The 25,966-nt window shown below is 65.4% G+C and carries 23 protein-coding genes; 8 read left to right on the top strand and 15 right to left on the bottom strand.

Annotated features, from left to right (window positions below; all coding sequences use genetic code 11):
• Positions 1–138: 138 nt before the first annotated feature.
• From N2604_RS03430 to cobS, 3 genes are all read right to left on the bottom strand, one after another.
• On the bottom strand, positions 139–1,212 hold the full coding sequence (locus N2604_RS03430; RefSeq protein WP_260373793.1) for an esterase-like activity of phytase family protein: 1,074 nt from the start codon (positions 1,210–1,212) through the stop codon (positions 139–141).
• Positions 1,209–3,110, bottom strand: a complete 1,902-nt coding sequence (cobT, locus tag N2604_RS03425) for a cobaltochelatase subunit CobT (RefSeq protein WP_260373792.1) — start codon at positions 3,108–3,110, stop codon at positions 1,209–1,211. Before cobT ends, N2604_RS03430 begins: the two co-directional genes overlap by 4 nt.
• A gap of 136 nt (positions 3,111–3,246) precedes the next feature.
• Positions 3,247–4,245 carry a cobaltochelatase subunit CobS gene (cobS, locus tag N2604_RS03420; protein ID WP_260373791.1) on the bottom strand — a complete coding sequence of 333 codons (999 nt, stop codon included), beginning with the start codon at positions 4,243–4,245 and terminating at the stop codon, positions 3,247–3,249.
• 293 nt (positions 4,246–4,538) lie between these two features.
• On the opposite strand from cobS, the gene N2604_RS03415 reads away from it, so the two are divergent.
• Positions 4,539–5,195: a DedA family protein gene (locus tag N2604_RS03415; protein ID WP_260373790.1), complete on the top strand. Its 657-nt coding sequence runs from the start codon at positions 4,539–4,541 to the stop codon at positions 5,193–5,195.
• Positions 5,196–5,394: 199 nt separating this feature from the next.
• Here N2604_RS03415 and N2604_RS03410 read toward each other — a convergent pair whose 3' ends face one another.
• Positions 5,395–6,615 (bottom strand): citrate synthase family protein, encoded by a 1,221-nt coding sequence (locus N2604_RS03410; RefSeq protein WP_260373789.1) that lies wholly within the window; start codon positions 6,613–6,615, stop codon positions 5,395–5,397.
• A gap of 76 nt (positions 6,616–6,691) precedes the next feature.
• Between N2604_RS03410 and N2604_RS03405 the strand changes: the two genes are divergently transcribed.
• Complete coding sequence (locus N2604_RS03405) at positions 6,692–7,825, top strand: citrate synthase/methylcitrate synthase (protein WP_260373788.1); 1,134 nt, start codon at positions 6,692–6,694, stop codon at positions 7,823–7,825.
• 58 nt (positions 7,826–7,883) lie between these two features.
• Here the strand turns inward: N2604_RS03405 and N2604_RS03400 are convergent, their stop codons facing one another.
• Positions 7,884–8,513, bottom strand: a complete 630-nt coding sequence (locus tag N2604_RS03400) for a J domain-containing protein (protein ID WP_260373787.1) — start codon at positions 8,511–8,513, stop codon at positions 7,884–7,886.
• A gap of 127 nt (positions 8,514–8,640) precedes the next feature.
• On the opposite strand from N2604_RS03400, the gene N2604_RS03395 reads away from it, so the two are divergent.
• Entirely contained in the window at positions 8,641–8,910 is a 270-nt protein-coding gene (locus N2604_RS03395; protein ID WP_260373786.1) for a BolA family transcriptional regulator, read from the top strand.
• A 40-nt stretch (positions 8,911–8,950) separates the two neighbouring features.
• On the opposite strand, the gene N2604_RS03390 is transcribed toward N2604_RS03395, so the two are convergent.
• The 3 genes from N2604_RS03390 to N2604_RS03380 form a co-directional block, all read right to left on the bottom strand.
• Positions 8,951–10,303, bottom strand: coding sequence for a hemolysin family protein (locus tag N2604_RS03390; RefSeq protein ID WP_260373785.1), 1,353 nt, complete (start codon positions 10,301–10,303; stop codon positions 8,951–8,953).
• A gap of 67 nt (positions 10,304–10,370) precedes the next feature.
• Positions 10,371–11,513 (bottom strand): 3-dehydroquinate synthase, encoded by a 1,143-nt coding sequence (gene aroB, locus N2604_RS03385; RefSeq protein WP_260373784.1) that lies wholly within the window; start codon positions 11,511–11,513, stop codon positions 10,371–10,373.
• The gene (locus N2604_RS03380) at positions 11,510–12,133 is read right to left on the bottom strand and encodes a shikimate kinase (protein WP_260376423.1); all 624 of its coding nucleotides are present in this window, start codon (positions 12,131–12,133) and stop codon (positions 11,510–11,512) included. The genes aroB and N2604_RS03380 overlap by 4 nt, the downstream gene beginning before the upstream one ends.
• A gap of 173 nt (positions 12,134–12,306) precedes the next feature.
• On the opposite strand from N2604_RS03380, the gene N2604_RS03375 reads away from it, so the two are divergent.
• From N2604_RS03375 to N2604_RS03360, 4 genes are all read left to right on the top strand, one after another.
• Positions 12,307–12,453: a hypothetical protein gene (locus tag N2604_RS03375; RefSeq protein WP_035669499.1), complete on the top strand. Its 147-nt coding sequence runs from the start codon at positions 12,307–12,309 to the stop codon at positions 12,451–12,453.
• Positions 12,454–12,470: 17 nt separating this feature from the next.
• A complete protein-coding gene (xerD, locus tag N2604_RS03370) occupies positions 12,471–13,427 on the top strand; it encodes a site-specific tyrosine recombinase XerD (protein ID WP_260373783.1) in 957 nt (318 codons plus the stop codon).
• A 317-nt stretch (positions 13,428–13,744) separates the two neighbouring features.
• Positions 13,745–14,707 (top strand): acetyl-CoA carboxylase carboxyltransferase subunit alpha, encoded by a 963-nt coding sequence (locus N2604_RS03365; protein WP_036042616.1) that lies wholly within the window; start codon positions 13,745–13,747, stop codon positions 14,705–14,707.
• 528 nt (positions 14,708–15,235) lie between these two features.
• Positions 15,236–16,771 carry a murein L,D-transpeptidase family protein gene (locus N2604_RS03360; RefSeq protein WP_260373782.1) on the top strand — a complete coding sequence of 512 codons (1,536 nt, stop codon included), beginning with the start codon at positions 15,236–15,238 and terminating at the stop codon, positions 16,769–16,771.
• A gap of 921 nt (positions 16,772–17,692) precedes the next feature.
• Here the strand turns inward: N2604_RS03360 and N2604_RS03355 are convergent.
• The 7 genes from N2604_RS03355 to N2604_RS03325 form a co-directional block, all read right to left on the bottom strand.
• Positions 17,693–18,388, bottom strand: coding sequence for an ABC transporter ATP-binding protein (locus N2604_RS03355; protein WP_260373781.1), 696 nt, complete (start codon positions 18,386–18,388; stop codon positions 17,693–17,695).
• Positions 18,381–19,112, bottom strand: a complete 732-nt coding sequence (locus tag N2604_RS03350) for an ABC transporter ATP-binding protein (protein ID WP_260373780.1) — start codon at positions 19,110–19,112, stop codon at positions 18,381–18,383. The genes N2604_RS03355 and N2604_RS03350 overlap by 8 nt, the downstream gene beginning before the upstream one ends.
• The gene (locus N2604_RS03345; RefSeq protein WP_260373779.1) at positions 19,102–20,205 is read right to left on the bottom strand and encodes a branched-chain amino acid ABC transporter permease; all 1,104 of its coding nucleotides are present in this window, start codon (positions 20,203–20,205) and stop codon (positions 19,102–19,104) included. Before N2604_RS03345 ends, N2604_RS03350 begins: the two co-directional genes overlap by 11 nt.
• 19 nt (positions 20,206–20,224) lie before the next feature.
• A complete protein-coding gene (locus tag N2604_RS03340; protein WP_260373778.1) occupies positions 20,225–21,442 on the bottom strand; it encodes a substrate-binding protein in 1,218 nt (405 codons plus the stop codon).
• 2 nt (positions 21,443–21,444) lie between these two features.
• The gene (locus N2604_RS03335) at positions 21,445–22,302 is read right to left on the bottom strand and encodes a branched-chain amino acid ABC transporter permease (RefSeq protein WP_225113637.1); all 858 of its coding nucleotides are present in this window, start codon (positions 22,300–22,302) and stop codon (positions 21,445–21,447) included.
• Between the two features lie 36 nt (positions 22,303–22,338).
• Positions 22,339–23,853 (bottom strand): amidase, encoded by a 1,515-nt coding sequence (locus N2604_RS03330; protein ID WP_260373777.1) that lies wholly within the window; start codon positions 23,851–23,853, stop codon positions 22,339–22,341.
• 162 nt (positions 23,854–24,015) lie between these two features.
• A complete protein-coding gene (locus N2604_RS03325; RefSeq protein ID WP_260373776.1) occupies positions 24,016–25,200 on the bottom strand; it encodes a substrate-binding domain-containing protein in 1,185 nt (394 codons plus the stop codon).
• Positions 25,201–25,379: 179 nt separating this feature from the next.
• Here N2604_RS03325 and N2604_RS03320 point away from each other — a divergent pair, with 179 nt between their 5' ends.
• The gene (locus N2604_RS03320; RefSeq protein WP_025032676.1) at positions 25,380–25,823 is read left to right on the top strand and encodes a MarR family winged helix-turn-helix transcriptional regulator; all 444 of its coding nucleotides are present in this window, start codon (positions 25,380–25,382) and stop codon (positions 25,821–25,823) included.
• Positions 25,824–25,966: the final 143 nt, after the last annotated feature.

Genomic DNA, 25,966 nt, shown 5'->3' with positions numbered 1-25,966 from the left:
GCAGCGTGAGCCCGGGATCCATAACCACAGGATCCGGTTTGACGAAAACCGGCAACCACGAGCCGTCGCCAAACTTCTCCCTGTGGTTATGGGTCCCGGGCTCGCGACTTCGTCGCGCCCCGGGACGACAGCGGAGAATTACTCCGCCAGCGTGAATTGCAGCAGCAGGGTTCGCTGCAGCATCGAGAAATTGTCGTCGGAGATCAGGGTCAGCACCGTCTCCCCCTCGGCCGTGACATGGGCGTCGATGCCTTCCATGTTGTCGATCTCGTGGCCGAGATCGGCGGCGAACAGCGCGGGGCCATCGACCAGCGCACCGGGCGCGATTCCCTTCAGCGGGATCGCGCGGATGCGGATGTTGACGCCGGTGAACCAGGAGAATTTGCGTTCGAGGATGAGCAGTTCGCCGGAGGGCAGCAGCACGGCATCGCTGATGTCGTATTTCTCCGTGCGCCGCACGCTGAACTGGCCGGGCGTAGGGCCGCCGATCAGGAAGGCGATGAGGTTTCCGTCGGCATCGAGCCCGCGCTCGGAGAAGGCGATCAAGGCGCCGGCGAGCGGCTGTCCCTTGGGCACGACCACCATCGCCTCCAGCCCCTTGTTGGAGGGCAGCTTGCGCAAGGCGGGTGGGACGGCGATCACCTCACCGCGGGCGCGTGTGCCGCCCTTGGCAAAATCGTAGCGCAGGATCTGGTTGACGCGCTCGAGCCCGACATAGACGAGACTGCCGTCGCGCGCGATCGATTCCGAATCCCACCAGAGGTGCTTTTCCGTGATCGGCCGCCCTTCGGCGCCGAGCAGCGGCGCGGCCTCGACGTCGGCAAGGCCGACCATGTCGCGGCCGGAATAGCGGATGCTGCCGGTGAACCAGCCGCCCTGGTCGGAGATCGCGAGGAAACGCTCGCCCTTGGCGTCGAGGAAGCGGAGGCCTGACAGGCCACCGAAGCCGCGATAGGGCGAGGTCAGCACCAGGCCGCTGCGATAGTTCAGTGAGCCGAAGCGCGTGCGCGTGCGATCGCGCGGCTCGAAATTGGGAATGCTGCGCGCGTTGACCTCGACGCTGACGGGCGCCGCGACGGCGTGCTCGACCTGCAGCGGGCGCGGTGGCGCCTCGGTCGCGGCTTGCGCCTGCGCGAACCTGGAGACTGCGAATGTGGAGAATCCCGCTGCGGCGTGCCTGAGAAAGCTGCGGCGGGATGGAATCGTGTTCACGAATGCAATTTGCGTCGCGGACGACCGGCCGCTTGCGTTGGCGCCGTGTTGGTCTCGCTGAAGAGCTCGGCGAGCTTTTCGGTGATCGCGCCGCCGAGCTCCTCGGCGTCCACGATCGTCACGGCGCGGCGATAATAGCGCGTCACGTCATGGCCGATGCCGATCGCGATCAGCTCGACCGGCGAGCGGGTCTCGATCTCCTCGATGATGTGGCGCAGATGCCGCTCGAGATAATTGCCGGGATTGACCGACAGCGTGGAATCGTCGACCGGCGCGCCGTCCGAGATCATCATCAGGATCTTGCGCTGCTCGGGCCGGCCGAGCAGGCGCTTGTGCGCCCAGTCCAGCGCCTCGCCGTCGATGTTCTCCTTCAGCAGACCCTCGCGCATCATCAGGCCGAGGTTTTTCCGCGCGCGGCGCCAGGGCGCATCCGCCGACTTGTAGATGATGTGACGGAGATCGTTGAGGCGGCCGGGATTGGCCGGCTTGCCGGCGGCAAGCCACGCCTCGCGCGATTGCCCGCCCTTCCAGGCCCGCGTGGTGAAGCCGAGAATCTCGACCTTGACGCCGCAACGCTCCAGCGTGCGCGCGAGGATGTCGGCGCAGGTCGCCGCGACCGTGATCGGGCGGCCGCGCATCGAGCCGGAATTGTCGAGCAGCAGCGTCACCACGGTGTCGCGGAACGTCGCCTCCTTCTCGTGCATGAAGGACAGCGGGTGATAGGGATCGGTGACGACGCGCGACAGGCGCGCGGGGTCCAGAATCCCTTCTTCGAGATCGAACTCCCAGGCGCGGTTCTGCTGCGCCATCAGGCGGCGCTGCAGCCGGTTGGCGAGCCGGGCGACGATGCCTTGCAGATGGGCGAGCTGCTTGTCGAGATAGGCGCGCAGCCGCTCCAGCTCGTCATGGTCGCAGAGATCCTCGGCGGCGATGACCTCGTCGAACTTGGGCGCGAAGGCGTGATATTCCGGCCCGCGCGGCTCGTTCCTGCCGTGCTGGTTCGGGCGCGTCGCCTCGCCCGGCGTCTCGTCGTCGCCGAGTTCGCCGTCGTCGAAGGTGTCGGAGGTCGAGGCCTGCGCGCTTTCCATCGCGCTCTCGCTCATCTCCTCCGAGGTCGCCTGGGCCTGGTCGGCGCTCATCTCCTGCGCCGCATCGGAATCGGGCGAGCCCTCGGCGCCGGACTGGTCGTTGTCGCCGTCCTGGTTCTCCTCGTTCTCGTCATTGTCCTCGCTGTCGGCGTTGCGCTCGTCGCCGAGCTCGAGTGCCGACAAGAGATCATGCACCGCATCGCCGAACCTGGTCTGATCCTCGAGCACGCCGTCGAGCCGGTCGAGCCGCTTGCCGATCTTGTCTTCGAGGATCGGCCGCCAGAGGTCGACCATCTTCTTGGCCGCGGTCGGCGGCGCCATGCCGGTGAGGCGCTCGCGCACCAGCATCGCCAGCGCGTCCGCCAACGGCGCGTCGGCGCGGTCGGTGATCTCGTCGAACTTGCCGCGGTGGAAATGGTCGTCGAGCATCGCGGTGAGGTTTTTTGCAACGCCCGCCATGCGGCGCGCGCCGATCGCCTCGACGCGGGCCTGCTCCACCGCCTCGAACACGCCGCGCGCCTGCGGATTGCCGGGCATCAGCTTGCGATGAACCTTGGGATCGTGGCAGGCGAGCTTGAGCGCGATGGAATCGGCGTGGCCGCGCACGATGGCGGCGTCACGCTTGGTCATCTTGCGCGCCGGCTCCGGCAGCCGCGCTTTGCCGGGCGCAAGCCCCGGACGCTCCGCGGCGAAGGAGACGTCGAGCTCGGGCGATTTCGCGATCGCCTTCAGGCAGGAGGCGACCGAGCGCTTGAACGGCTCGGTCGGCGCTTCCTTGTTGCTGCGGAATTTCGAATTGGAGGTGGTCATCTGACCCTATCTGTCGTCCCGGCGAAGGCCGGGACCCATAACCACCGGCCGCTCTTGTGTCAGGAAACTATCGCTTCAATCGAGACATCACGCTGTACGTGTCCCGGCCTTCGCCGGGACGACACATCGTGAGAGATCAGCTCAGCGCCACGTTGACTGCCGATTCCGGCAGCTCCGCATTGAAGCAGCGCTGGTAGAACTCGGCGACCAGGGGCCGTTCGAGCTCGTCGCATTTGTTGAGGAAGGTGACGCGGAACGCAAAGCCGATATCGCCGAAGATGTCGGAGTTTTCCGCCCAGGTGATCACCGTGCGCGGGCTCATCACCGTCGACAGATCGCCATTGGCGAAGGCGTTACGGGTGAGATCGGCAAGGCGCACCATCTTGTTGACGATGTCGCGGCCTTCCTGGGTGCGATAATGCTTGGCCTTGGCCAGCACGATCTCGACTTCCTCGTCGTGGCTGAGGTAGTTCAGCGTGGTGACGATCGACCAGCGGTCCATCTGACCCTGGTTGATCTGCTGGGTGCCGTGATAGAGGCCCGAGGTGTCGCCGAGGCCGACGGTGTTGGCGGTCGCGAACAGGCGGAAGGCCGGATGCGGCTTGATCACCTTGTTCTGGTCCAAGAGCGTCAGGCGTCCCGAGACTTCCAGCACGCGCTGGATCACGAACATCACGTCCGGGCGGCCGGCGTCGTATTCGTCGAACACCAGCGCGACATTGTTCTGCAGCGCCCAGGGCAAAATGCCGTCGCGGAATTCGGTGACCTGCTTGCCGTCGCGGACCACGATGGAGTCCTTGCCGACGAGATCGATACGGCTGATGTGGCTGTCGAGGTTGACGCGCACGCAGGGCCAGTTCAGTCGAGCGGCGACCTGCTCGATGTGGGTGGATTTGCCGGTGCCGTGATAGCCGGTGACCATCACGCGGCGGTTCTTGGCAAAGCCCGCGAGAATGGCCAGCGTGGTGGCGCGGTCGAAGCGGTAATCGGCGTCGACTTCGGGCACGTGAGGATCGACTTCGGAATAGGCCGGGACTTCGAGATCACTGTCGATCCCGAACACCTGGCGCACCGACACCTTCATGTCGGGCAGGCCGGAAACTTCCTCAACTTTGGACAGGGCGGCGGTCGTCATCAATCCTCCGAGGTCCCGGGCGGTCCCGAAACCGGTTATTCGCACGTTGGCTGCGGCTGGGTGCGGCTGCGAACCTATCAGAGACAACGTGCCGGCAGAAGCCCGCCCACCAATCAAAGTTCCGTTGTCTTTTCATTTAGATAGGCAAGGAACGCAGATTTTGGAGGGCTGCCTTGCGAATCACGCCCAAATTCGGGCGGGTCACGCCCCTTCCGTGCGAATGGCGCTTTGGCCGTATGCAATTACTTATGTAGGGTCCGAAGCCCCCATGCTCCAGCCCTTCAAGAGACGACGTGACGTCCTTTCTCGATCCCCTCATCGCCTTCGTCTCCGCCCATCCGTGGCTGGCCTACCTGACCCTGTTCCTGGCGGCGCTGCTCGAAGCCGTTCCGGTGGTGGGATCGGTGATCCCCGGCTCGACCATCATCCTGGCGCTGAGCGCCCTGGTCCCCGGCGGCGAATTGCAGCTGCCATGGGTGCTGCTGGCGGCCGCAGCCGGCGCCGTGCTCGGTGACGGGTCGGCCTATTGGATCGGGCACAGGCGGCAACGCGAGATCCTCAACACCTGGCCACTGACCAACTATCCGCGCGTCGTCGCCGAGAGCGAAAGCTTCTTCCACCGCTTCGGCACCTGGGCGGTGTTCTTCGCCCGCTTCGTGCCGCCGATCCGCGCCTTCGTGCCCGTGACCGCCGGCGCGCTCGGCATGGCGCCCGCCAAATTCTATGGCGTGAACATCCCGGCGATCCTGGCCTGGGCGCCCGCCCATGTGCTGCCCGGCGTGCTGGCGGTGACGGCTCTGCATGAATATGCCGGGCTGCATCATCACGCCCATGTCGGCAAGCACATCTGGATGCTGACGGTGGTTGGCGTGGCGATCGTGGGGGGCGTGGGGGCGTGGATCTATCGCCGGCGGAGCGGCGCTGTCGCGGCGGCGAAGCCGCAGGTCTGATCAAGTCTAGTTGCCCGCGGTGATCGAGGTGCGCTCCCTCCCCCGCTTGCGGGTCGCTTGCGGGGGAGGGTTGGGGAGAGGGTGTCTCGACAACGAAGAACCCCCGAGACGAGAGAACCCTCACCCACGCCGGAGCCTGTCATCGGGCGCGCCTGCGGCGCGACCCGTTGGGCGCGACCTCTCCCGCAAGCGGGAGAGGTTAAGAACCCGCCCCCGCTCTCCGCCCCGGTGCCGGTCCCACATACCTTGCCCGCGGCCTGATCAGCTTGCCGAATTGCAATTGCTCGCTGGCATGGGCGATCCAGCCGACGCTGCGAGCCATCGCGAACAGCGCGAGCTCGCTGCCGGCGGGCAAGCGCAGTGCGTGCACGAGCACGGCGAGTGCGTAGTCGATATTGACGAACTCGCCGGTGGCTTCCGCGATCCGTTCCGGCACCTCGCGGGTGAATTTGCGCGGTGCGCCGGCGCGCGACAGCGCGTTCAGCAGCGACTGCGCGCGGGGATCGCCGCGCTTGTAGACGCCATGGCCGAAGCCGGCAAAGCGCTCGCCGAGGGCGACGCGCTCGCGCACAACAGGCGCGACGTCGCGATCGACCAGCGTCTTGACCAGCTGCGAGGCCAAGACGCCGGCGCCGCCATGCTTCGGGCCCTTCAATGCGGCGAGACCGGCGATGACGGCATCATAGAGATTGAGGCCGGTCGAGGCGGCGCAGCGCGCAGTGAAGGTCGAGGCGTTCAGCTCGTGGTCGGCGAGCAGCACCAGCGCGCGGCGGATCAGATCGGGCGCATGCTTGTTGTCCGTGGCCCAGGCGCGCGCGACCTGCTGATGCAGCGGCTCGGCCGAGGCTTCCGCGTTGAGCATGGTCGCAACCAGCAGGCGGACGATGCGCGCGCCGACCATGGCGCGGCCATCGGGCGCGCGGGTGAAGGCGCGGGGATCGACGCTGGCGGCCAGTGCCAGCACAGCGATGGCGCGGTCGATCGGCGCCGCCCGGCGCGCGGCCGCTGCGATCGTGCGCATCTCCTCGGACATCTCAGGCTGGTTATCCGGATCGAACGGATCGACGCCGGAGACGTCCCAGAGCAGCGTCGCCGTGTGCTCCAGCGTGTCATTCTCGGAAAGATCGACGCAATTGACCCCGCGGTAGATCGCGCCCTCCTCGGTGATGGTCGAGATTTCCGTATCCATCACCGGCAGGTCGGCATCGAAGCTGCGCAGGCCGCGTGGCTCCGGCGAGGGCACGCGACGTTCCTTCAGCGCGCGGACGTCCTCGGCGCGATAGCGGTTTTTCCGCGAATCCGGCGTCGGCTCGGAGCGGATCAGGCCGCGGCTGACATAGGCGTAGAGGGTGGCCGGGGAGATCGCGAGCTCGGCGGCGGCTTCCCGGGCGGAGAGGTACAGCCCATCGGAATTTTTCATATTGATTTATGTAATCAAGATTGATCAATGTGTCGAGAGGCCTGACCTTGTCCTGCGTGAACAGGAGATTTGGGCCATGAACATCCACCTCACCAAAAGCCAGATCGGACTGGACGGCGTTCCCGCGGCCGAGACCGTGCTGAGCCATGTCGACGGCGAGCGCGGCGAGCTGATCATCGCTGGCGAGCATGTCGGACGGCTCGCCGCCATCTCGAGCTTCGAGGGCGTCACCGCCCGGCTCTGGAACGGCGCCAGCAAGACCACCCTCACCGAAGCCAATGTGCGCTCACACCTGGGCGCAGCGCGCGAGCGCGCCTTCGCGCGGCTGCCGGACCTGCTGCCGGCGACGCGCGGCATGGGCATCATCGACGGGTTCCGTGCGGCGGTCGCCGGACTTCGCGCCGAGCCCGGGCTGGAGCACGAGGCGACGATCGTCGGCGCATTTCCGGTAGTTGCGGGCGCGCTGGTGCGGCGTGCCAAGGGGCTCGAGCCGGTCGCGCCCGATGCGAATGTGAGCCACGCCGCCGACACGCTGCGCATGCTGCACGGGCGCGCGCCGGCCGCACGCGAGGTCACGGCGCTCGATGCCTATCTCGTCACTGCCAGCGATCACGGCATGAACGCCTCGACCTTCACCGCGCGCGTGGTGGCCTCGACGCAGGCCGACCTGTTTGCCGCCGTCACCGCCGGCTATTGCGCGCTCACGGGTCCGCTGCATGGCGGCGCGCCGGAGCCGGTGCTGGAAATGCTGGACGCGATCGGCTCGCGCGAGCGCATCCAGCCCTGGGTGGATGCGGCGCTGGCCCGCGGCGAGCGGATGATGGGTTTTGGTCACCGCGTCTATCGCGTGCGCGATCCGCGGGCCGACGTGCTCAAGACCGCGGTCGAAGCGCTGGCGGCTGATGGCACCGACCTGCCGTTTGCCGGCGAGGTCGAGACCTATATCCGCGCCGCGTTGCGCAAGAAGAATCCGGAGCGGCCGCTGGAGACGAATGTCGAGTTCTTCACCGCGATCCTGCTCGATGCGCTGGCGATCCCGCGGCAGGCGTTCACGCCGATCTTCGCGGTCGCACGCAGCGCAGGCTGGACCGCGCACGCGCGCGAGCAGCAGCGCACCGGGCGGTTGATCCGGCCGAGCTCGTCCTATGTCGGGGCGATGCCGGAGGGCCCGGAAGGAGCGAAGCGTAATCCGGGAAAGTCGTCGTTGTGAGAGAAAGGTCCCGGATTACGCTTGCGCTCCATCCGGGCTACGAAGCGGGGGGAAGCCCTTACGCCTCGCGCACCACCGTCTTCAGATAATTATACGCCTTGATGATCTCGATCAGGCGGTCTTCGGTGGAGCGGTCGCCGCCATTGGCGTCGGGGTGGTGCTGCTTCACCAGCGCCTTGTACTTGGTCTTGACGTCGGCGAGCGTGGCGCTGGGGCCGAGGCCCATGACCTGGAGCGCCTTGCGCTCGGCGTTCATCACCTTGCGCGTCTCGGCCTTGGGCTCTGCTTCGGGGCCCTTGCGCCAGCTGGCGCGGCCGTTGATCTCGCTGAACATGCTGAAAGGATCGGACGCCATGTCGATCTCTTCCGCGCCCTTCTTGCCGCCATTGGCGCCCATCTTCCAGGTCGGGCGGTGACCGGTCAGCGCATCCTTCTGATAGCGCGCGACGGCTTCGGCATTCATGCCGGAGAAGAAATTGTAGTTCTGGTTGTACTCGCGCACGTGGTCGAGGCAGAAGTGCCAATACTCGCGCTGGTTCTCACGGCCCTTCGGCGCGCGATGCGAGCCCTTGTTGGCGCAGCCCGCCCACTCGCAATTGACCGCGGTGTCGCGCGGCTTCACTTCCGGCTGCTTGCCCCGCGGCTTCACGCGGATGGAGTCGAAGAACTTTGATGAATCGATCGGCATGGCTGACTTTGACTACGCAATGCAAAAACCTTCAAGTCTTGACATTGCATTTCGCTGAGCACCCGGTCGCGACGAGCCTGGACGTCCGGGTCTTGACGGGGTGCGATCGCGCACCTTAATGGCACAGATGGCTATGAAAGACACTATCAGCAACAAGTTGCAGGAAGCTTTCACGCCCGAAATCCTGCAAGTCGCCGACGAGTCACATCTGCATGAGGGCCACGCCGGCCATGGGCCGGGCGGCGAGACGCACTTCCGTGTTTATATCGTGTCTGCCGCCTTCAAAGGGAAGAGCCGGGTCGACCGTCATCGCATGATAAATTCGGCGCTCGCCGCGGAACTTGCCGGCAGCGTTCACGCGCTCGCGATCAATGCACAGGCGCCGGGGGAAGGGTGACTTCTCTTACCCTTCCCCTCCAGGGGAGGGTAAGAAGAAATCAAAACGACGTCCCGGCCCGTCTTGGCTTGGCCTCTTCCAGCTCGGCCTCGCGCGTCACCGGTGAAATACGGAGCGCGGTGATGCGGTTGCGCTCGCGCCGGAGGACGCGGAAGCGGAAGCCGTGGAAGGTGAAGCTCTGGCCGCGGTCGGGGATCGAGCGCGCCTCGTGAATGACGAGGCCGGCGACCGTGGTTGCCTCTTCATCAGGCAGGTGCCAGTCCATGGCGCGGTTGAGGTCGCGGATCGGCACCGAACCGTCGACCACGACGGAGCCGTCGGGCTGGCGGCGCACGCCGGCCACCACCACGTCATGCTCGTCGGAAATATCGCCGACGATCTCCTCCAAAATGTCTTCCAGCGTCACGAGGCCTTCGACCTCGCCATACTCGTCGACGACGAGCGCGAAATGGGTCTTGCGGCGGCGGAACGCCTTGAGCTGCTGGGATATCGGCCGCATCTCCGGCACGAACCAGGGCGGCAGCATGATGGTGGTGACGTCGATGCGCGAAGTATCGCCCTCCGACGCGCGGATGGCCCGCAGCAGATCCTTGGCGTGCAGAATGCCGATGATGTTCTCCGACTTGTCGCGCCACAGCGGAATGCGGGTGTATTCGGTGGCCAGCACCTCCCGCACCAGCTCCTCCGGCGGCAGGTCGGCATTGATCATCACCATGGCGGTGCGGTGAACCATCACGTCGGACACCGTCAGCTCGCCGAGACGGAAGACGTTGTGAATGTACTCGGCCTCGCCGCTCTCGATCTTGCCGTGCACGGCCGATTCCTCGACCAGGCCTTCGATCTCCGAATCCGTCAGGATCTCGTGCTGCGAAAACTCCTGGACCCCGATCAGACGCAGGATCGCGCTCGAGGCCGTGTTGAGGCACCAGCTCAGCGGATAGAATACCAGGTAGGAGACATGAAGCGGGTACGCGATCCACTGCGACACCGGCATCGGCTCCCTGATCGCAAGCGTCTTCGGCACCTGCTCGCCGATGATGATGTGCAGCGACGAGAAGACCAGAAAACCCGCTACGAACGAGGTGAAGTGCAGCGTGGCCTCCGGCAATCCGAGCGGGCTGAGGACAGGGCTCAGCAACGCAGACACGGTCGGTTCACCGATCCAGCCGAGACCGAGGGAAGCCATGGTGATGCCGAGCTGGCAGCAGGCGAGATAGGACTCGATATTCCCCATCATCGTCTGCAGCAGACGAGCGCCGAAGCGATTTTGCTCGACCATGGCCTTGACGCGGAAGCCGCGGCTCTTCACCAGCGCAAATTCCGCAGCCACGTAGAACGCGTTCGCGGCGAGCAGAAGAGCCGCAAGCAGAAGGTTGATCGAGATCGAACTCATGTTTGCCTCGCGACCGCCCCGGCATTCCCCGCCGTTTCGCGGGCGGCCGATCTGAACGGTCCCGCCATCACTGCGCGAGCTTCTCTTTCAGGAAGTCGCGCACCGGCGCCGGCTCGACGTCCTTCGCGATGACGGCGCGGCCCACGGCCTCCAGCAGGATGAAAGTGAGCTTGCCGCGCTTGACCTTCTTGTCCTGCGCCATCAGGGCCATCAGCGCGTCGGCATCGGCAAGCCCTTCCTGCGCAAAGCCCGCGATGTCCTGCAGGCGCGTCGGCAGCCCTGCCGCGATCAGATGGCGCTCGACACGCGCCGCCTCACGCTCGCCGATCATGCCGAGCTTCGCGGAGAACTGCGCCGCCAGCGTCATGCCGATGGCGACGCCCTCGCCGTGGAACAGGCGGTCGGAGAAGCCGGTCGCCGCCTCCAGCGCATGGCCGAAGGTGTGACCGAGGTTGAGCAGCGCGCGTTCGCCGGTTTCGCGCTCGTCGCGTGAGACGATTGCGGCCTTGGCGCGGCAGGAGGTCGCGATCGCATGCTCGCGGGCCGAGCCGCCCTTGAAAATGTCGACATGGTTCTTCTCCAGCCAGGTGAAGAAGGCCTCGTCGCCCAGCACTCCGTATTTGGCGACCTCGGCATAGCCGGCTCGGAACTGGCGCGGCGACAGCGTGTCCAGCACCGCGGTGTCGGCGATGACAAGCACCGGCTGGTGGAAGGCCCCGAGCAAATTCTTGCCCTGCGGCGAGTTGATGCCGGTCTTGCCGCCGACGGAGGAGTCGACCTGCGCCAGAAGCGAGGTCGGCACCTGCACGAAATCGACGCCGCGGCGCAGGATCGCCGCGGCAAAGCCGGCGAGATCGCCGACCACGCCGCCGCCGAGCGCAACGACGAGATCGTTGCGCTCGATCCGAGCGGCGATCAGGGCCTCGCTGACCTTTTCGAGGCCGGCATAGGTTTTCGAGATCTCGCCTTCCTCGACGACGATGCGCGAGGTCGGAATGCCGGCGGCCGTAAGCGATGCTTCGGTCGGCTCGAGCCAGTGTTTTGCGACGGTGCGATCCGTCACGATGGCCGTGCGCACGCCGGGACGCAGAGCGGCGATGCGCTCGCCGAGCGATGACAGCACGCCGCGGCCAATGACAATGTCGTAGGCGCGATTCTCCAGCGCAACGCCGACATTGACATGGTCGGAATGCTTCAACGGCGCAGTCATCTTAACGCACTCGCAACGTCTTGAGGTGGTGGGGCGGATTGCTCGCCGCAGAGATGGGCGCGCAGCGTCTCGATGCACTCCTCGACGATTCTGTCATGCGGCACGTCGCGCGAGGCGATGGTGAGGTCGGCCTTGCCATAGACCGGCTCGCGCTCGGTGAGCAGGCGCGTCACCGTCCCTTCCGGATCGGCGGTCTGGAGCAGCGGGCGATCGGCACGGCGGCGGACGCGGCGCATGATGACCTCGTGGTCCGCCCGGAGCCAGATCGAGACCGCCTTGGCGGCGATGCGCGTCCGCGTCTCCTCGCGCATATAGGCGCCGCCGCCGGTTGCCAGCACCACGGGTCCATCATCGAGCAGCCGCGCGATCACCCGCATCTCGCCCTCGCGGAAATGCGCTTCGCCGTAACGCTCGAAGATTTCCGGTATGGTCATGCCGGCCGCTGCCTCGATCTCGGTGTCGGCATCGACGAAGGGCAGCTTGAGCCGGGCCGCGAGGCGTCGGCCGATGGTGGATTTGCCCACCCCCATCATGCCGACGAGCACGATCGAGCGCGCCCCGAGCGCCGACAGGATGTCGGCCTCGGGCGAAGCAGGAAGCGGCAACGCGGCGTCGGACATCGTCTCGCTCGACTGGATCTCGCTCGAAGTGCCGCCAGATGCGGCAGGCTTCGGCCACCTATACGACCCCATGGGGGCCCTCGCCAGAGGACTCTTGCCACGAAACGGCGAACATGTTGGATGATTTCATTGGTTAATTTGGCTGCCGAGCCCCTACCCGAGACTCCCGAACGATGCCGAGCCTGTTCCGCTTCCTGACGGTCGTTGCTGTGATCGCCGGCATCGTCTATGGCGTGGTCTTCGCGCTGGCGAACTTCGTCAATCCGAAGCCGCGGGAAATGACGGTGACGATCCCGCCGGACAAATTTCTCAAGAAATAGGAGCTAGCCTCCCGGGCATGCCCGCCAAGCCCTCAGACGCCAAGCTCATCGGCCTGTTCCTCGACATGCTCGCAGCGGAACAGGGCGCCGGCCCCAACACGCTCGATGCCTACCGCCGCGACCTCACCGATTTCTCCGAATTCTTGGGCCGGGTCGGCCATACATTCGTGGATGCCCAGACCCAGACGCTGCGCGACTATCTCGCCGCCCTCGACACCCGAGGTTTCAAGTCCACCAGCGTGGCCCGCCGCCTGTCGGCGATGCGGCACCTCTACCGGTTCCTGCTGAACGAGCGCATCCGCGGCGATGACCCCGCCGCGATACTATCCGGCCCGAAGCGCGGCCGCGGCCTGCCAAAAGTGCTGTCGATCGCGGACGTCGACCGCATGCTCCGCCGCGCCAAGGAATTGAGCGAGGCGGAAGATGCCTCGCCCTCCAAGCGGCTGCGGGCGCTGCGGCTCTACTGCCTGCTCGAGGTGCTCTACGCTACGGGTCTGCGCACCTCCGAGCTGGTGGCACTGCCGCGCTCGGCGGCCAAGCGCGACGCCCGCATGATCGTGGTGCGCGGCAAGGGCAACAAGGAACGGCTGGTGCCACTCAACGAGGCCTCGCGGCAGGCGATGGCGGATTATCTTGCCGCGACGGAAGCGGCTAAGGCCGACAAGAAGAACAGCGTGGCCGCCTCGAAATGGCTGTTCCCCTCGTTCGGCGAGAGCGGGCATCTGACGCGCCAGCATTTTGCCCGCGACCTCAAGGAGCTTGCGGTCGCCTCCGGGCTGCAGGCCCGGCTGGTCTCACCGCACGTGCTGCGCCACGCCTTTGCCAGCCATTTGCTGCACAACGGCGCGGACCTGCGCATCGTCCAAACCCTGCTCGGGCACACCGACATCTCGACGACCCAGATCTATACCCATGTGGTCGAGGAGCGGCTGAAGAGCCTGGTGCGCGACCTGCACCCGCTGGCGGAGAAGTAGCGAGGTCTCGTGCCCCGGACGCAGCGCAGCACGCAGTGATGCGCTGCCGAGCCGGGGCCCAGGCTGGTTGCTGGGTCCCGGCTCTGCGCAGCAGCGCTCAAGAAGCGCTGCAGCGCGTCCGGGACACGAGAACTGGGCCGCGACGGCCCATCAAACCGCCTTGACTTCGGCCACATCTCCGCAGAAAGAGCCGAGGCCTTTCGACTGATTTGGCGGGCCGGCAGGAGCGATCAGCCAAGCCATTGAAGACACTGCACTTCTTTCCGCTGGCCCAAACCCGCTTCGCTTCTCAAGCCCCGTCCCCCTATATTGAGTTGATGCAAGACCAGATGCGCAGCTATCTCGACTTCGAAAAGCCCGTCGCCGAGCTCGACTCCAAGGTCGACGAATTGCGCGCGCTCGCCGCCACCGGCACCGACATCAGCGACGAGGTCGGGCGGATCGAGGACAAGGCGGCGCAGGCGCTGGCCGACCTCTATGCGAACCTGACGCCGTGGCAGAAGACGCTTGTCGCGCGGCATCCGCAGCGGCCGCATTTCAACGACTTCATCAAGGGTCTGATCACCGAATTCACCCCGCTCGCCGGCGACCGCAAGTTCGGCGAGGACGAGGCGCTGGTCGCCGGCTTCGGCCGCTTCCGCGGCGAGCCGATCTGCGTGATGGGCCAGGAAAAGGGCGATTCCACCGAGAGCCGGATCCGGCACAATTTCGGCATGGCGCGGCCGGAAGGCTATCGCAAATGCGTGCGGCTGATGGAGATGGCCGAGCGGTTCGGCCTGCCGGTGCTGTCGCTCGCCGATTCCGCCGGCGCCTATCCCGGCATCGGCGCGGAGGAGCGGGGACAAGCCGAGGCGATCGCGCGCTCGACCGATGCGTGCCTGGCGCTGACCGTGCCGAACGTCGCGATCATCACCGGCGAGGGCATGTCGGGCGGCGCCATCGCCATCACCACCGCGAACAAGGTCTTGATGCTCGAGCACGCCATCTACAGCGTGATCTCGCCGGAGGCGGCGTCCTCGATTCTCTGGCGCGACGGCACCAAGGCGCAGGAAGCCGCCAACAACATGAAGATTACCGCCCAGGACATGCTCCGCTTCGGCGTAATCGACGCCATCCTGAAGGAGCCGGTCGGCGGCGCCCACCGCGACCCCGCCGCCATGATCGCCACCACGGGCGAGGCCATCGCCAAAGCCTTCGACGAGCTCCGGAACTTTGATGGGGATGCCATCCGCAAGCAGCGGCGGCAGAAATTCCTCGACATCGGCCGGAAATTGGGTTGATTCGGGCGGGTTTCGTGTCCCGGACGCGCTGCAGCGCCCTTGCGCTGCTGCGCAGAGCCGGAACCCAGAGAGCTTCACAGTTCGCCGTCAGCATGGGCCCCGGCTCAGCAGCGCACCGCCAAGGGGCGCTGCGCTGCGTCCGGGGCACGACAACCGCCGCGGCCCCCGGTAACCCCGCATTAACCCTTTTTTTGCCCAAATCGCCGATCTGAGTCCGGATCGCCCGGAAGCCCAAGTTCCGTCCCAAGTCGCGTCCATTTAGTCTTCGTTGACCATGCCACTGGGCCAACGCCCTCGTGATCCGCGCTCGGGTTGCGACCACATGACCCAGAGGTTAGAATTTTAATCAATGGCTTCAGGGCATAAGCGCTGGAGCGTGGTCTGAACGAGCCCGTCACGGCGGGGTGGTTTTCCGGTCGGATCATGCGCCAAAAGAATTGGGGTTCGCGCTTCAATGTCCGGCACGGTGTGGGGTCCATCTTGATTTCTCGTTCGCTTGCTCGCGCGCTCTTGGCTTCGGTTGCGCTGATGACGGCCGGCGTTCTGCTGTCCGGCTGCGACACCGATCAGGTCTCGCTCGCAACCAATGCCAAGGCCAATCAGCCGGTGCCGCCGAAGCTGATCGCCGCGATGGCCGAGAAGGACATGGACCTGCAATCGCCGATCCTGGTCCGCCTGTTCAAGCAGGAGGCCGAGCTCGAGGTCTGGAAGCAGACCCGCTCAGGCCAGTTCGCGCTGCTCAAGACCTATCCGATCTGCCGCTGGTCGGGCGATCTCGGCCCCAAGGTGCGCGAAGGCGACCGCCAGGCGCCGGAAGGATTCTACTCGATCAATCCGAGCCAGATGAATCCGCAATCGGCCTATTACCTCTCGTTCAACACCGGCTATCCGAACGCGTTCGACAAGGCGCTGGGCCGCACCGGCTCGCAGCTGATGGTGCACGGCGATTGTTCGTCGCGCGGCTGCTACGCGATGACGGACGAGCAGATCGCGGAGATCTATTCGCTCGGGCGGGAATCCTTCTTCGGCGGCCAGAAGGCGTTCCAGCTGCAGGCCTATCCGTTCAAGATGACGCCGGTGAACATGGCCAAGCACCGGAACAATCCGAACATGGCGTTCTGGAAGATGATCAAGCAAGGCTATGATCATTTCGAGGTGACGCGACACGAGCCGAAGGTCGATTTCTGCGAGAAGAAGTACGTCTTCGATGCGGCCAAGCCGGCCGACGCCAAGCGCGATCCGGTGTTCGACGCCTCGGCCAAGTGCCCGGCCTATGTGATCCCCGAGGAGATCGCCAGCGCCGTGCGCGAGAAGCAGGCCAAGGACGAAACCGAATACGCAAGGCTGGTCGCCAGGGGCACGCCGGTGGCGCGGATGAACACCGGCATCGACGGCGGCATGAACAAGATCTTCGCCGCCAAGATTCCGGAAGGCTCCACGGGACTATCCGAGAGCGCCGAAGGCACCACGCTGCAGATGCTGGCCATGGCGAAGGCGCCCGGCACGATCCCCGGCCACGTCAACCCGCCGAAGCCGAACTTGGATGCGGTGGCAAGCGCGCCGGCGCCGCGCGAAGAGCCGGTGGCGGCCGTCAGCGCGCCTGCCGCGAGCACCCGCGTCGCCGCGGCTGCGCCCGCCGAGAAGTCCGAAGGCAGCGGCTTCTTCTCCAATTTCGGCCGCAAGATGGGGTTCGGCACCGCCGATACCACGGCGACCACCACGCCGGCGCCGCAGGCCACCGCCTCCGTGGCCCCGGCCGCCCAGACGTCCACGACGCCGGCCACGGCCGCGTCGAGACTCAAGGCCGCCGTGACCCGCTTCGTGCCGGGACAAGACAAGTCCAAGGATTCAGTAAAGGATGCGGCGAAGGATACGCCGAAGCCGGCCGTTGCGGCCGCCAAGCCTGCCGAGCCGCCGAAGCCAGACACCCGCCTCGCCGCGACGCGTCCGGCGCTGAAGCCGTCGGTCTCGGACGGCGCGGGTGACAATGCCCCGATGATGGCCGGCGCCGCGCCGGTGGTGCAGTCGAACTCGTTCGACAGCCGGTTCTCGGCGGTGAAGTAAGGGGCTCCTTCGGATAAAGGTAATTTCTCTTTACCCGAACACCCGAAACACCCTATCCTCCCCGCCATCTCATCCCTCCGGAAGGGGCGGGTCGCGATCGTCACGGTTCGTGGGGTGGGTTGCGGTGGACGCGGGCGGCGTTGGCGCCAGGTGCGGTCGCAGGGCGGGTAGTCCCCGTGAGCGATCAGCGGGCGTGGTACGACGGCGCTGCCGTGCCCTTGCGAAGCCGAAAGGCGAAGCAGGGCCAGCGTACGGCAAAATCGTGTGGTCCTGGCGCCCGCAGGCTGGCGTCAAGTCTTTCGCGGTGGTGTGGGTGCCCGACCGGGTGGCGCACATCAGCGATCTGGCGAGGCGACGGGGGCAAAAGTGCAACGCTCCCCGAGGAGAGCGCGACATAAGCCGTCAAACCACTGCGCAGGGAAGGCCGGTTATCGGGCTGCACCTGTGTCCCCCCTGTGAGCGTCTACACTACGCATCATGCACAGGGGCTCGTGGGTGCCAGCCGGTACCCGGCCTTCCCTGCGCCCTTCCGATTCGAAGAGCGTGAGATGCCGAAGCAAAACCCGGGCGCTGGAGCGCTGCGGGATCGCGATGTCACGTTCGGCTGTTTGACAATTGAAGATCGTAACGCACGCAGACTGCGTTCCTACACCAGCTCGGTCACGACTCGCTGATCGAAAGTGTCGAGGGCCGATCGCGCACGCACAACCATGTTTAGCCGTCACCCTGAAGTGCGCGCGACGCGGCGCGATAGCGACGCAGAGCAAGCCTCGAAGGGCGACGGCCCGGCTGCCAGCTCGGCCGTGCATCCTTCGAGGCTCGCGGCACGATGCTGCGCATCGCGCCGCTCGCGCCTCAGGATGACGGTTCGGGTAGGATACGCGCTGCAACAGACTTGAAGGCGGCGGCGCGGCCGCATGCCTACGGCGCCAGATAGCGCATCAGCTCCGGATTGCCCCTCACCTCGCCCGCCTCGCCCTGCAGCGCGACGCGGCCGCGGTCGAGCACATAGGCGTAGTCGGCGACGCGGAGCGCGAGGTCGAGGTGCTGCTCGACGATGATGACGGCGATGGTCTTGGCGAGCTCGATCAGGCGCTCGGTGATCTCCTCGATGACGCCGATCCAGACGCCTTCGGTCGGCTCGTCCAGCAGCAGCAACTTAGGATCGCCCAGCATGGCGCGGCCGATCGCGAGCATCTTGCGCTCGCCGCCGGAGAGCGTGCCGGCGGGCTGGTCGAGGCGCTGGCCGAGCTTTGGGAAGATGGCCAGCACGCGGTCGATTGCGGATGCGTCCCTGCTCGCGAGCGAGCCGACCGCGAGATTGTCGCGCACCGACAGGCGCGCGAACACCGAATGCTCCTGCGGCACATAGCCGATGCCGGCGCGGACGCGCTCCTGGGTGGCGCGGCGGCTGATGTCGCGGCCGTCGAAGGCGACTTCGCCCTTCCAAGCCGGCAGCTCGCCGACGATGGTCTTCATCAGCGTGGTCTTGCCGGCGCCGTTGCGGCCGAGCACGGCGACACCGCCGCGCCAGGGAATGCCGAGGCTGACGTCGAACAGGACCTGGCTGCGGCCGTAGCCGGCGTCGAGATGCTTGATGTCCAAAAATTCAGGCACGGCGCAGATAGATCTCCTGGACGGATGTGTTGGCCTGGATCTCGGACACCGTGCCCGACGCCAGCACTTTGCCCTGGTCGAGCACGGTCAACCGATCACAAATGTCGCGGATGAAATCGAGATCGTGCTCGACGATGACGAGCGAGCAATGCTGCTTGATCGGCTGCAGCAGCTCGCCGGTGACGCGGCGTTCCTCCAGACTCATGCCGCCGGTGGGCTCGTCGAGCAGCAGCAGCTTCGGCTTGCCGGCGAGCGCCATCGCGATCTCCAGCCATTGCTGCTGACCGTGCGACAGCGCGGCCGCCGCATCGAAGGCACGGTCGGCGAGGCGGAACTGCCGGAGCATGGTCATGACCTGATCGTGCAGGACCCCGCGCGTACGCGAGAACACGAGGTCGAACAGCGAGGACTGCGCCTGCAGCGCGAGCAGGACGTTGTCGTAGAGCGTCAGCGACGGCAGCACCGATGTGATCTGGAATTTCAGGCTCATGCCGGCACGCGCCCGCTCGGTCGGCGTGAACGCGGTGATGTCGGTGTTGGCGAAGCTCACCTTGCCTTGGGTCGGCACCTCGGCGCCGGCGATGCACTTCATCAGCGTGCTCTTGCCGGAGCCGTTCGGGCCGATCAGGCCGTGAAACTCGTTCTCGCCGACGCTGAGGGCTGCGCCGTCGAGCGCGGTGAGCTTGCCGAAGACCTTCTTGATGCCGGCGGCCTCAAGGAGCATTGCGCGGCTCCTTTTGCCTGGCGCCGAAACTGCCGACCCGCTCGCGTTCGCCGAGCACGAAGCTGATCAGGCCGAGCGGCCGGAACAGGATCACGAGCAGGAGCAGCAAGCCGAGGATGATCGGCCAGATGTCGCGGTAATTGTCCGAGAGCCAGAAGCTGACGCCCTCGACGATCACAGCGCCGATGACGGCGCCGATCAGCGTGCCGGAGCCGCCGAACAGGACGTAGAGCACGACCTGCGTCGAGACCACGACCCCGACCATGTTGGGCCAGACGAAACCTTCGTGGAAGGCATAGAGGCTGCCGGCGAGCCCTGCGACGGCGCCGCCGATGGTGAAGATGATGGCTTTGAGATGTTGCGCCTTGTAGCCGAAGAAGGCGATGCGCTGCTCGTTCTCGCGGAGGCCTGCGAGCGCGAGGCCAAATTGCGAGCGCACCAGGAAGCGGCAGAGCAGATAGACCACGACGAGGATGCCGAGCACGAGATAGTAGAAGGCCGGTCCCTCCGTGAAGTCGTATGACCCGAGCGACATCGGCGCGATCGAGGGGATGCCGTTCTGGCCGCCGAGATAATACCAGCCGCGCGCGAGGCGATCGGCGGCGTAGGAGCCGGTCAGCGTGCCGAGCGAGACGAAGATCACGCTGGAGGGATGCCGTCCCAGCAGCAGGAAGCCGCCGAGCAGCAGCGCGAAGGTGAGGCCGATCAGCGTTCCCGCGGGCAGCACCAGGAAGATGTTGGTGATGTCGAGGTCGCGCGCGAGCAGGGCGACGCCGTAGCCGGCCGAGCCGAAGAACAGGGCCTGGCCGAAGCTCATGATGCCGGCATAGCCCCAGACCAGGTCGAACGACAGCGCGAACAGCGCGAGAATGACCACGCGCGTCGCGAACACCGTGAGATAGTCCTGCAGCACCAGCGGCGCGAGCAGCGCCGCGAGGAGCACAATGCCCTCGACAATGGGCAGGATTTTTCGTCCTGCCTTGACGCGGTCATTGGCCCGTTCCGCCGCTGTGCCCTCGGCCATCGCACCGCCCGCTTCGTCGTCCGCGTCGGCGACGATGGCCTCTCTTACCATACTCATCGGCTTCAGCATTCCACCTCAGCATTCCACCTTAGCATTCCTTGGGATCGACGAGGCCGTTGCTGCGCCCGACGATCTCGTAATTGCCGCTCTTGGCGACCGCGGTGTACATCTTCATCTTGCAGTGCCGCTTGCCCGGCACCATCTCGGCGGGTCCGCCGGGGCCTTCGGCGATCTTGGCATGATCGAGCGCGGCGGCAACGGACTCGCGGTCGATCTTGCCGGCTTCCTTCACTGCGGCTTCCCACAGCTTGAGGCCGCGATAGGTGCCGGTGGCGGCGCTGCCGGCGGCGAACAGGAAGTTGCCGGGGAAATCCTTCTCATAGGCCGCCTGGATCTTGGCGTCGAACGGGTTCTCCTTGGTCAGCACCTTGAAATAGTCGAGGCAGCTCGCAAGCCCCTCGATCTCGGCGGCCTGATTGATGTTGAGCGTGTTCTCGTCATAGTAGACGCAGGCGAGCCGTCCGCCGTTCTTCAGGAAGCCGGCTTCATAGAGCTGCTTGAAGAACGGACCGACTCCCGGCGGGATGACGGTGTTGAAAACGACGTCGACCTTGTTGGAGATGATGCGGTTGACGGTCGCGGAGAAGTCGACCTGGTCGAGCGGGTAATATTCCTCGAACACGACCTCGCCGCCGTTGGATTCGATCACCTTGCGGGCGTAGACGTTGAGCGTGTGCGGCCAGACATAATTGGCGCTGGGCAGCGCGAACTTCTTGCCGCCGTTCTTGATCAGCCAGGGGATGAACTCGTCGCATTGCTGCGCCGGCGTCGGCCCGGTGCAGAACAGATAGGGCGTGCACTCCTTGCCTTCGTAGAGCTGCGGATAGATGTAGAGCGTCTTGCCGCGCGCCACGATCGGGTCCTTGATCGCGTTGCGCATCGAGGAGGTGATGCCGCCGAGCACCATGTCGACCTTGTCGCGCTGGATCAGCTTGCGCACGTTGCCGACGGCGACGGATTCGTTGGACGCAGTGTCCTCGATGTAGAGCTCGAGCGGACGACCGAGCAGGCCGCCGGCCGCATTGATCTCCTTGATCACCATTTTCGCGACGTTGGCGTCGGCATTGCCGGCATAGGCGATCGGGCCGGTGAGGTCGGTGGCGATGCCGACCTTGATCGGCGCCTCGGCCGCATTGGCCCACGGCGCCGGGATCACCCAGCTGCCGACCCCGGCTGCGACCGCGCCGGAGGCGAAAGCGAAATTGGACAGGAAGCGGCGGCGTGAAAGCTGAGTGCGATCGAACATGACTAAACCCCTTTTCCAGCGATGAGGCCCTGCGGGCGGAATTTGATGAAGACAATGGCGAGCACGAAGACGAGGACGTCGGCGACGACAGGTGCCATCACCCAGGGCAGCGCCGCGCTCAGCGTGCCGATGACACCGGCGCCCGCGACCGGGCCGATGAAGGAGCCGACCCCGCCGACCATGACCGCGACAAAGCCCTGGATCAGGAAGCGCAGGCCGAGATCGGCAAACAGGCTGAACACCGGCACGATCAGCGCACCGGCAAGGCCGGCGAGCGCCGCACCGAAGGCAAAGGTCGCGCCGTAGATCAGTGGCGTTGAAATGCCCGACGCACGCGCCAGCGACGGATTCTCCAGCGTCGCCCGCACGCGCAGACCGAAGCTGGTGCGCGACAGCAGCAGATAGCAGAGGCCCATCACCAGCAGCGTGATGATGATGATGGTGAAGCGCCAGGCCGAGATATGCATGGCGCCGATGTCGATCGAGCCGCCGATCGGCTCCGGCACGGTGAGATAGAAGCCGCCGATCAGGCCGCGCACGGCTTCGCGGATGATCAGGCCGAGGGCATAGGTGCCGAGCATGGCAACGATCGGCGCGGCGTAGAATCTTCGGATGATCAGCGCCTCCAGCACGAAGCCGAGAGCGCCGACCACGAAAGGCGCCGCGACCATGCCGGCCCAGATCGGCAGGCCCTTGGCATAAGCGAGATAGGTGATGTAGGCCCCGAGCAGGACGAACTCGCCTTGCGCGAAGTTGAAGATGCCCATCATGCTGGCGATGATCCCGAGCCCCAGCACGATCAGGACGATGATCGCGCCGAAGCTCAGGATTTCGAACGCCGCGACGAACGCGTTAGCCATGCGGTGGTGTTCCGTTCGTCTGCACTAGTCCCTCTCTCACATCTTCTTCCAGTCGCCGATCTGCTCGAAGGCGTGCGCGGCGCGGTAGATGGTGGATTCCTCGAACATGCGGCCGACCAGCATCAGGCCGACCGGCAGGCCGTCGACCATGCCGCAGGGCAGCGACATCGCGGGATGGTGTGTGATGTCGAACGGCGCGGTGTTGGAGATCATCTCGAGCGCACGGGCGACGTAGTCCTCGCGGCTGGCATTGGGCTCCGGCAGCTTGGTCGCCTTCATCGGCGTGGTCGGCAGCAGGAGCAGATCGTAATCCGCAAAGGCCTTGTCGTAGGCCGCGGTCAGCCGGCGCGAGATGTTGAGCGCTTTGCCGTAGAAGCGCGGGCCGAAATTGTTGTTGATGTATGTGCCGAGCATCATGAACAGCTTCGTGGTCTCGGACAGTGAGTCGGCCTGCCGGCGCCAGCCGCGATGGAAATCCATCAGCGAGGTCGAATAGAGATCGCCGCGGCTAAGGCCGTAGCCGTCGCCGAACATCATGGTCTGGGTCAGGCCCTCGGTGCCGATCGGAGTCCAGATCGCCCCGCCCATGAGGTGCATCGGGATCGAGACGGTCTCGACGGTGGCGCCCAGATCCTTGAAGCGCTTTGCAGCCTCGCGCACGCTTTCATTCACCGCAGCCTCTGCGACTGGCTGCTCAAAGCCTTCCTTGAGGATGCCGATCTTCATGCCCTTGACGCCCTGGCCGAGCGCCTTGGTGTACTCCTCGACCTTCGGCGCCTTGATCCTGGGATCGTAGCCGTCGTCGCCGGCGAGCACTTCGAGCAGCAGCGCATTGTCGGCGACCGTCGCGGTCATCGGACCGGCATGGTCGACATAGATCTCGATCGGCATGATCCCGGTATAAGGCACGAGGCCCCAGGTCGGCTTCATGCCGTAGATGCCGCAGAACGAGGACGGCATGCGGATCGAACCGCCCTGGTCGCCGCCGATCGCCATGTCGACCTCGCCAAGCGCGACTACGACGCCCGAGCCCGACGACGAGCCGCCGGCCGAGTAGCCCATCTTGTGCGGATTATGCACTGGCCCGTAGGAACCGGTGTGGCTGCCGCCGGACAGGCAGAAGTGCTCGCAATGGGTTTTACCGGCGATCTCTGCGCCGGCATCCAGCATGCGCGTGACGATGGTGGCGTCGAAATCGGGCATATAGCCTTCCAGCGTCGACGAGCCGTTGGTCATGGGCACGCCGGCCAGCATGATGTTGTCCTTCAGCGCAACCGTCTTGCCCTTCAGCTTGCCGCTGGCGGCGCCTTTCACGGTCGACTTGCGATACCAGGCATTGCGCGGGTTCTCCTCCGCCGAGGGCCGATAGCCCGGCGTGCGCGGATATTTCACCTCCGGCACCTCGTCCGGCATCGCGGCAACGAGATTGTAGGCTTCGATCGAGCCCTGCATGAGACCGCGGAACGAGGCGACGTCATCATCGGTGAGCGAAAGGCCGCACTGCTCGGCGACACTGCGAAGTTGGGCTGGCGTGGGAAGGGCAACTGTCACGGCGCTCTCCTTGAAGGCTTCTTGATCACTGGCACTGTTGGAAGCCTCTCGCTCGCGCCCGGGGCGCGAGCCAACCGGCTTCTCGTCGTTACTAGAGACGGAAATATTTTCCTTTTCAAGTATTATTTCGCAAGTCCGCTGCGGCGTATTACCGGCCGTCTCTCAGAGCGTCTTGATGATCTTGAAGTCGAGACCGTCGGCTTCGGCAAGGTACATCGGCATCTCGGCGCGGCCGTCGCGAAGCGTTACGGGACCGCGGCCCGCCGAGTAGACGGCGTTCCGCGCAGCCTTCAGCAGCGGACGAAAGGCCAATGATCCGGCGCGGTTGGCGACGGATTCCAGGAAGCGCAGCCCCTCATAGTTCGACTGACCGACGGAGCCGACCGGCGGCGCGTTGGCACCGAACATGGAGTAATAGGCACTGAGGAACTCGTCATTGGCGCGCGAGACCAGGCCGTTGAAATAGCCGGAGGCGCAGAACAGATTCTCGGTGTTGTCGGCACCGATACCGAGCAGCACGGTCTCGTCCATCGCACCCGCAAGCCGCAGCGTCGAGGTGGCAAGGCCCGCTTCGGCGAAGGCGCGGTTGAAGGTGATGCTGTCGGTGCCGATCAGCGAGATCAGCACCACATCCGGCCTGGCGGCACGGATGCGCGCCAGATGCGGCTCGTGATTGTCCTCGCCGACCGGGACGAACTCCTCGCCGACGACCAGGCCGCCCGCTTCCTTGATGTAGCGCTTGACCGCGCGATGCGACTGCCAGGGCCAGACGTAATCGCTGCCGATCAGGTACCAGCGCGCGGCCTTCTTGACGTCCGCCAGCCAATGGATCGAGGGGCGGCTCTGCCAGCGCGGCGTCTCACCGATCGCCATGACGCCCGGCGTGCGCTCGCCGCCTTCATAGACAGGCGTGTAGATGTAGGGGATCCGGTTGCCGGTGACCTTGCGCAACGCGACACGGACCGCGCTGATATGCGAGCCCATGATGAGGTCGACCTCGTCGAAGGCGATCGCCTGCTCGGCGCGGCGCACCACCTCCTCGATCGGTCCGCCCGAATCGTAGATCGACATTTCGAGCTCGCGGCCCAGAATGCCGCCGCGCTTGTTGATCTCGGCAACCGCCAGCATCGCGCTGTTGGTGGAGGTCGGGCCCCAGATCCCGGGCGAGCCGGTGAAGGTGAGGAAATTGCCGATGCGCAGCTTGTTGCGCGCGCCGCGCCGCCTCATGACATGCGCATCGACCGGAGACAGGTCGAAATCCGCCGCCGATGACGACAAATTCCTGAACAGCAGGGACGGCGGCAACACCGGACCGCCGTGAGCCGGGAAGTTTACCGTCGCGTGCACGCCAACTCCTGTCTGAGACCAGACCTGAAAGCACATTGAGCAGGCGGCCCCGGCTTCCGCCCTTTTGTTGGGCAATGATCCTATTTTGAAAATATTGAATATTCAAGAATTGAAGTGCATATAGATGCAGCATTGTTTGCAAGACATTCACTCATTTGGGTCAAGGCGAAGTCTTAGCCGTGGCAAAACCGCCGAAACAAAACTCCCCGATCACCGAACACCTCGCCTACCTGCTCGCGCAAGCCAACCGGGAGATCAACCGGCAGCTCGAACTGCGGTTGAGCAAGGAAGGCGTTCCGGTCGAGCAATGGCGCATCCTGAAAGTGCTGTCGGATGGCGAGGGCCATTCGATGGGCGAGCTTGCGGACGCCGTGCTGCTCAATCATCCGACGCTGACCAAGATGATCGACCGCATGGTCTCCGACACGCTGGTCTATCGCGTGCAGGACCCGAACGACCGCCGCAAGGTGCTGATGTTCATCTCCGACCGCGGCAAGGTGCTGTGCAAGAAGCTCAACTCGCTCGCGGTCGACCAGGAGGAGCACATCCTGGAGAGCTACGGCGACAAGTCGACGAGCGAATTGAAGCGGCTGCTGGAGAGTTTGATCGACAGTTCGAATTGATGAGGGGTGGGCGCATTTTCGGCGCGCAGCCGTAGCCCGGATGGAGCGAAGCGTAATCCGGGTCTTTCGCATGACGACAAATCCCGGATTGTGCTTCGCTCTATCCGGGCTACGAATTCACCCGAACTGCGCCACACACAATT

Source organism: Bradyrhizobium sp. CB1015, assembly GCF_025200925.1.
Lineage (GTDB): Bacteria > Pseudomonadota > Alphaproteobacteria > Rhizobiales > Xanthobacteraceae > Bradyrhizobium.
This window is presented reverse-complemented; position numbering and strand designations above follow the sequence as displayed.

Bases quoted from the DNA above. Each gene is read 5' to 3' on its own strand.
- N2604_RS03395 (WP_260373786.1), top strand. From the start codon at position 8,641: ATGGCTATGAAAGACACTATCAGCAACAAGTTGCAGGAAGCTTTCACG.
- N2604_RS03350 (WP_260373780.1), bottom strand. From the start codon at position 19,112: ATGCTCCTTGAGGCCGCCGGCATCAAGAAGGTCTTCGGCAAGCTCACC.
- N2604_RS03405 (WP_260373788.1), top strand. From the start codon at position 6,692: ATGAACATCCACCTCACCAAAAGCCAGATCGGACTGGACGGCGTTCCC.
- N2604_RS03360 (WP_260373782.1), top strand. From the start codon at position 15,236: ATGACGGCCGGCGTTCTGCTGTCCGGCTGCGACACCGATCAGGTCTCG.
- N2604_RS03340 (WP_260373778.1), bottom strand. From the start codon at position 21,442: ATGTTCGATCGCACTCAGCTTTCACGCCGCCGCTTCCTGTCCAATTTC.
- N2604_RS03410 (WP_260373789.1), bottom strand. From the start codon at position 6,615: ATGAAAAATTCCGATGGGCTGTACCTCTCCGCCCGGGAAGCCGCCGCC.
- N2604_RS03400 (WP_260373787.1), bottom strand. From the start codon at position 8,513: ATGCCGATCGATTCATCAAAGTTCTTCGACTCCATCCGCGTGAAGCCG.
- N2604_RS03335 (WP_225113637.1), bottom strand. From the start codon at position 22,302: ATGGCTAACGCGTTCGTCGCGGCGTTCGAAATCCTGAGCTTCGGCGCG.
- cobT (WP_260373792.1), bottom strand. From the start codon at position 3,110: ATGACCACCTCCAATTCGAAATTCCGCAGCAACAAGGAAGCGCCGACC.
- cobS (WP_260373791.1), bottom strand. From the start codon at position 4,245: ATGACGACCGCCGCCCTGTCCAAAGTTGAGGAAGTTTCCGGCCTGCCC.
- aroB (WP_260373784.1), bottom strand. From the start codon at position 11,513: ATGACTGCGCCGTTGAAGCATTCCGACCATGTCAATGTCGGCGTTGCG.
- N2604_RS03390 (WP_260373785.1), bottom strand. From the start codon at position 10,303: ATGAGTTCGATCTCGATCAACCTTCTGCTTGCGGCTCTTCTGCTCGCC.
- xerD (WP_260373783.1), top strand. From the start codon at position 12,471: ATGCCCGCCAAGCCCTCAGACGCCAAGCTCATCGGCCTGTTCCTCGAC.
- N2604_RS03375 (WP_035669499.1), top strand. From the start codon at position 12,307: ATGCCGAGCCTGTTCCGCTTCCTGACGGTCGTTGCTGTGATCGCCGGC.
- N2604_RS03365 (WP_036042616.1), top strand. From the start codon at position 13,745: ATGCAAGACCAGATGCGCAGCTATCTCGACTTCGAAAAGCCCGTCGCC.
- N2604_RS03380 (WP_260376423.1), bottom strand. From the start codon at position 12,133: ATGTCCGACGCCGCGTTGCCGCTTCCTGCTTCGCCCGAGGCCGACATC.
- N2604_RS03345 (WP_260373779.1), bottom strand. From the start codon at position 20,205: ATGCTGAAGCCGATGAGTATGGTAAGAGAGGCCATCGTCGCCGACGCG.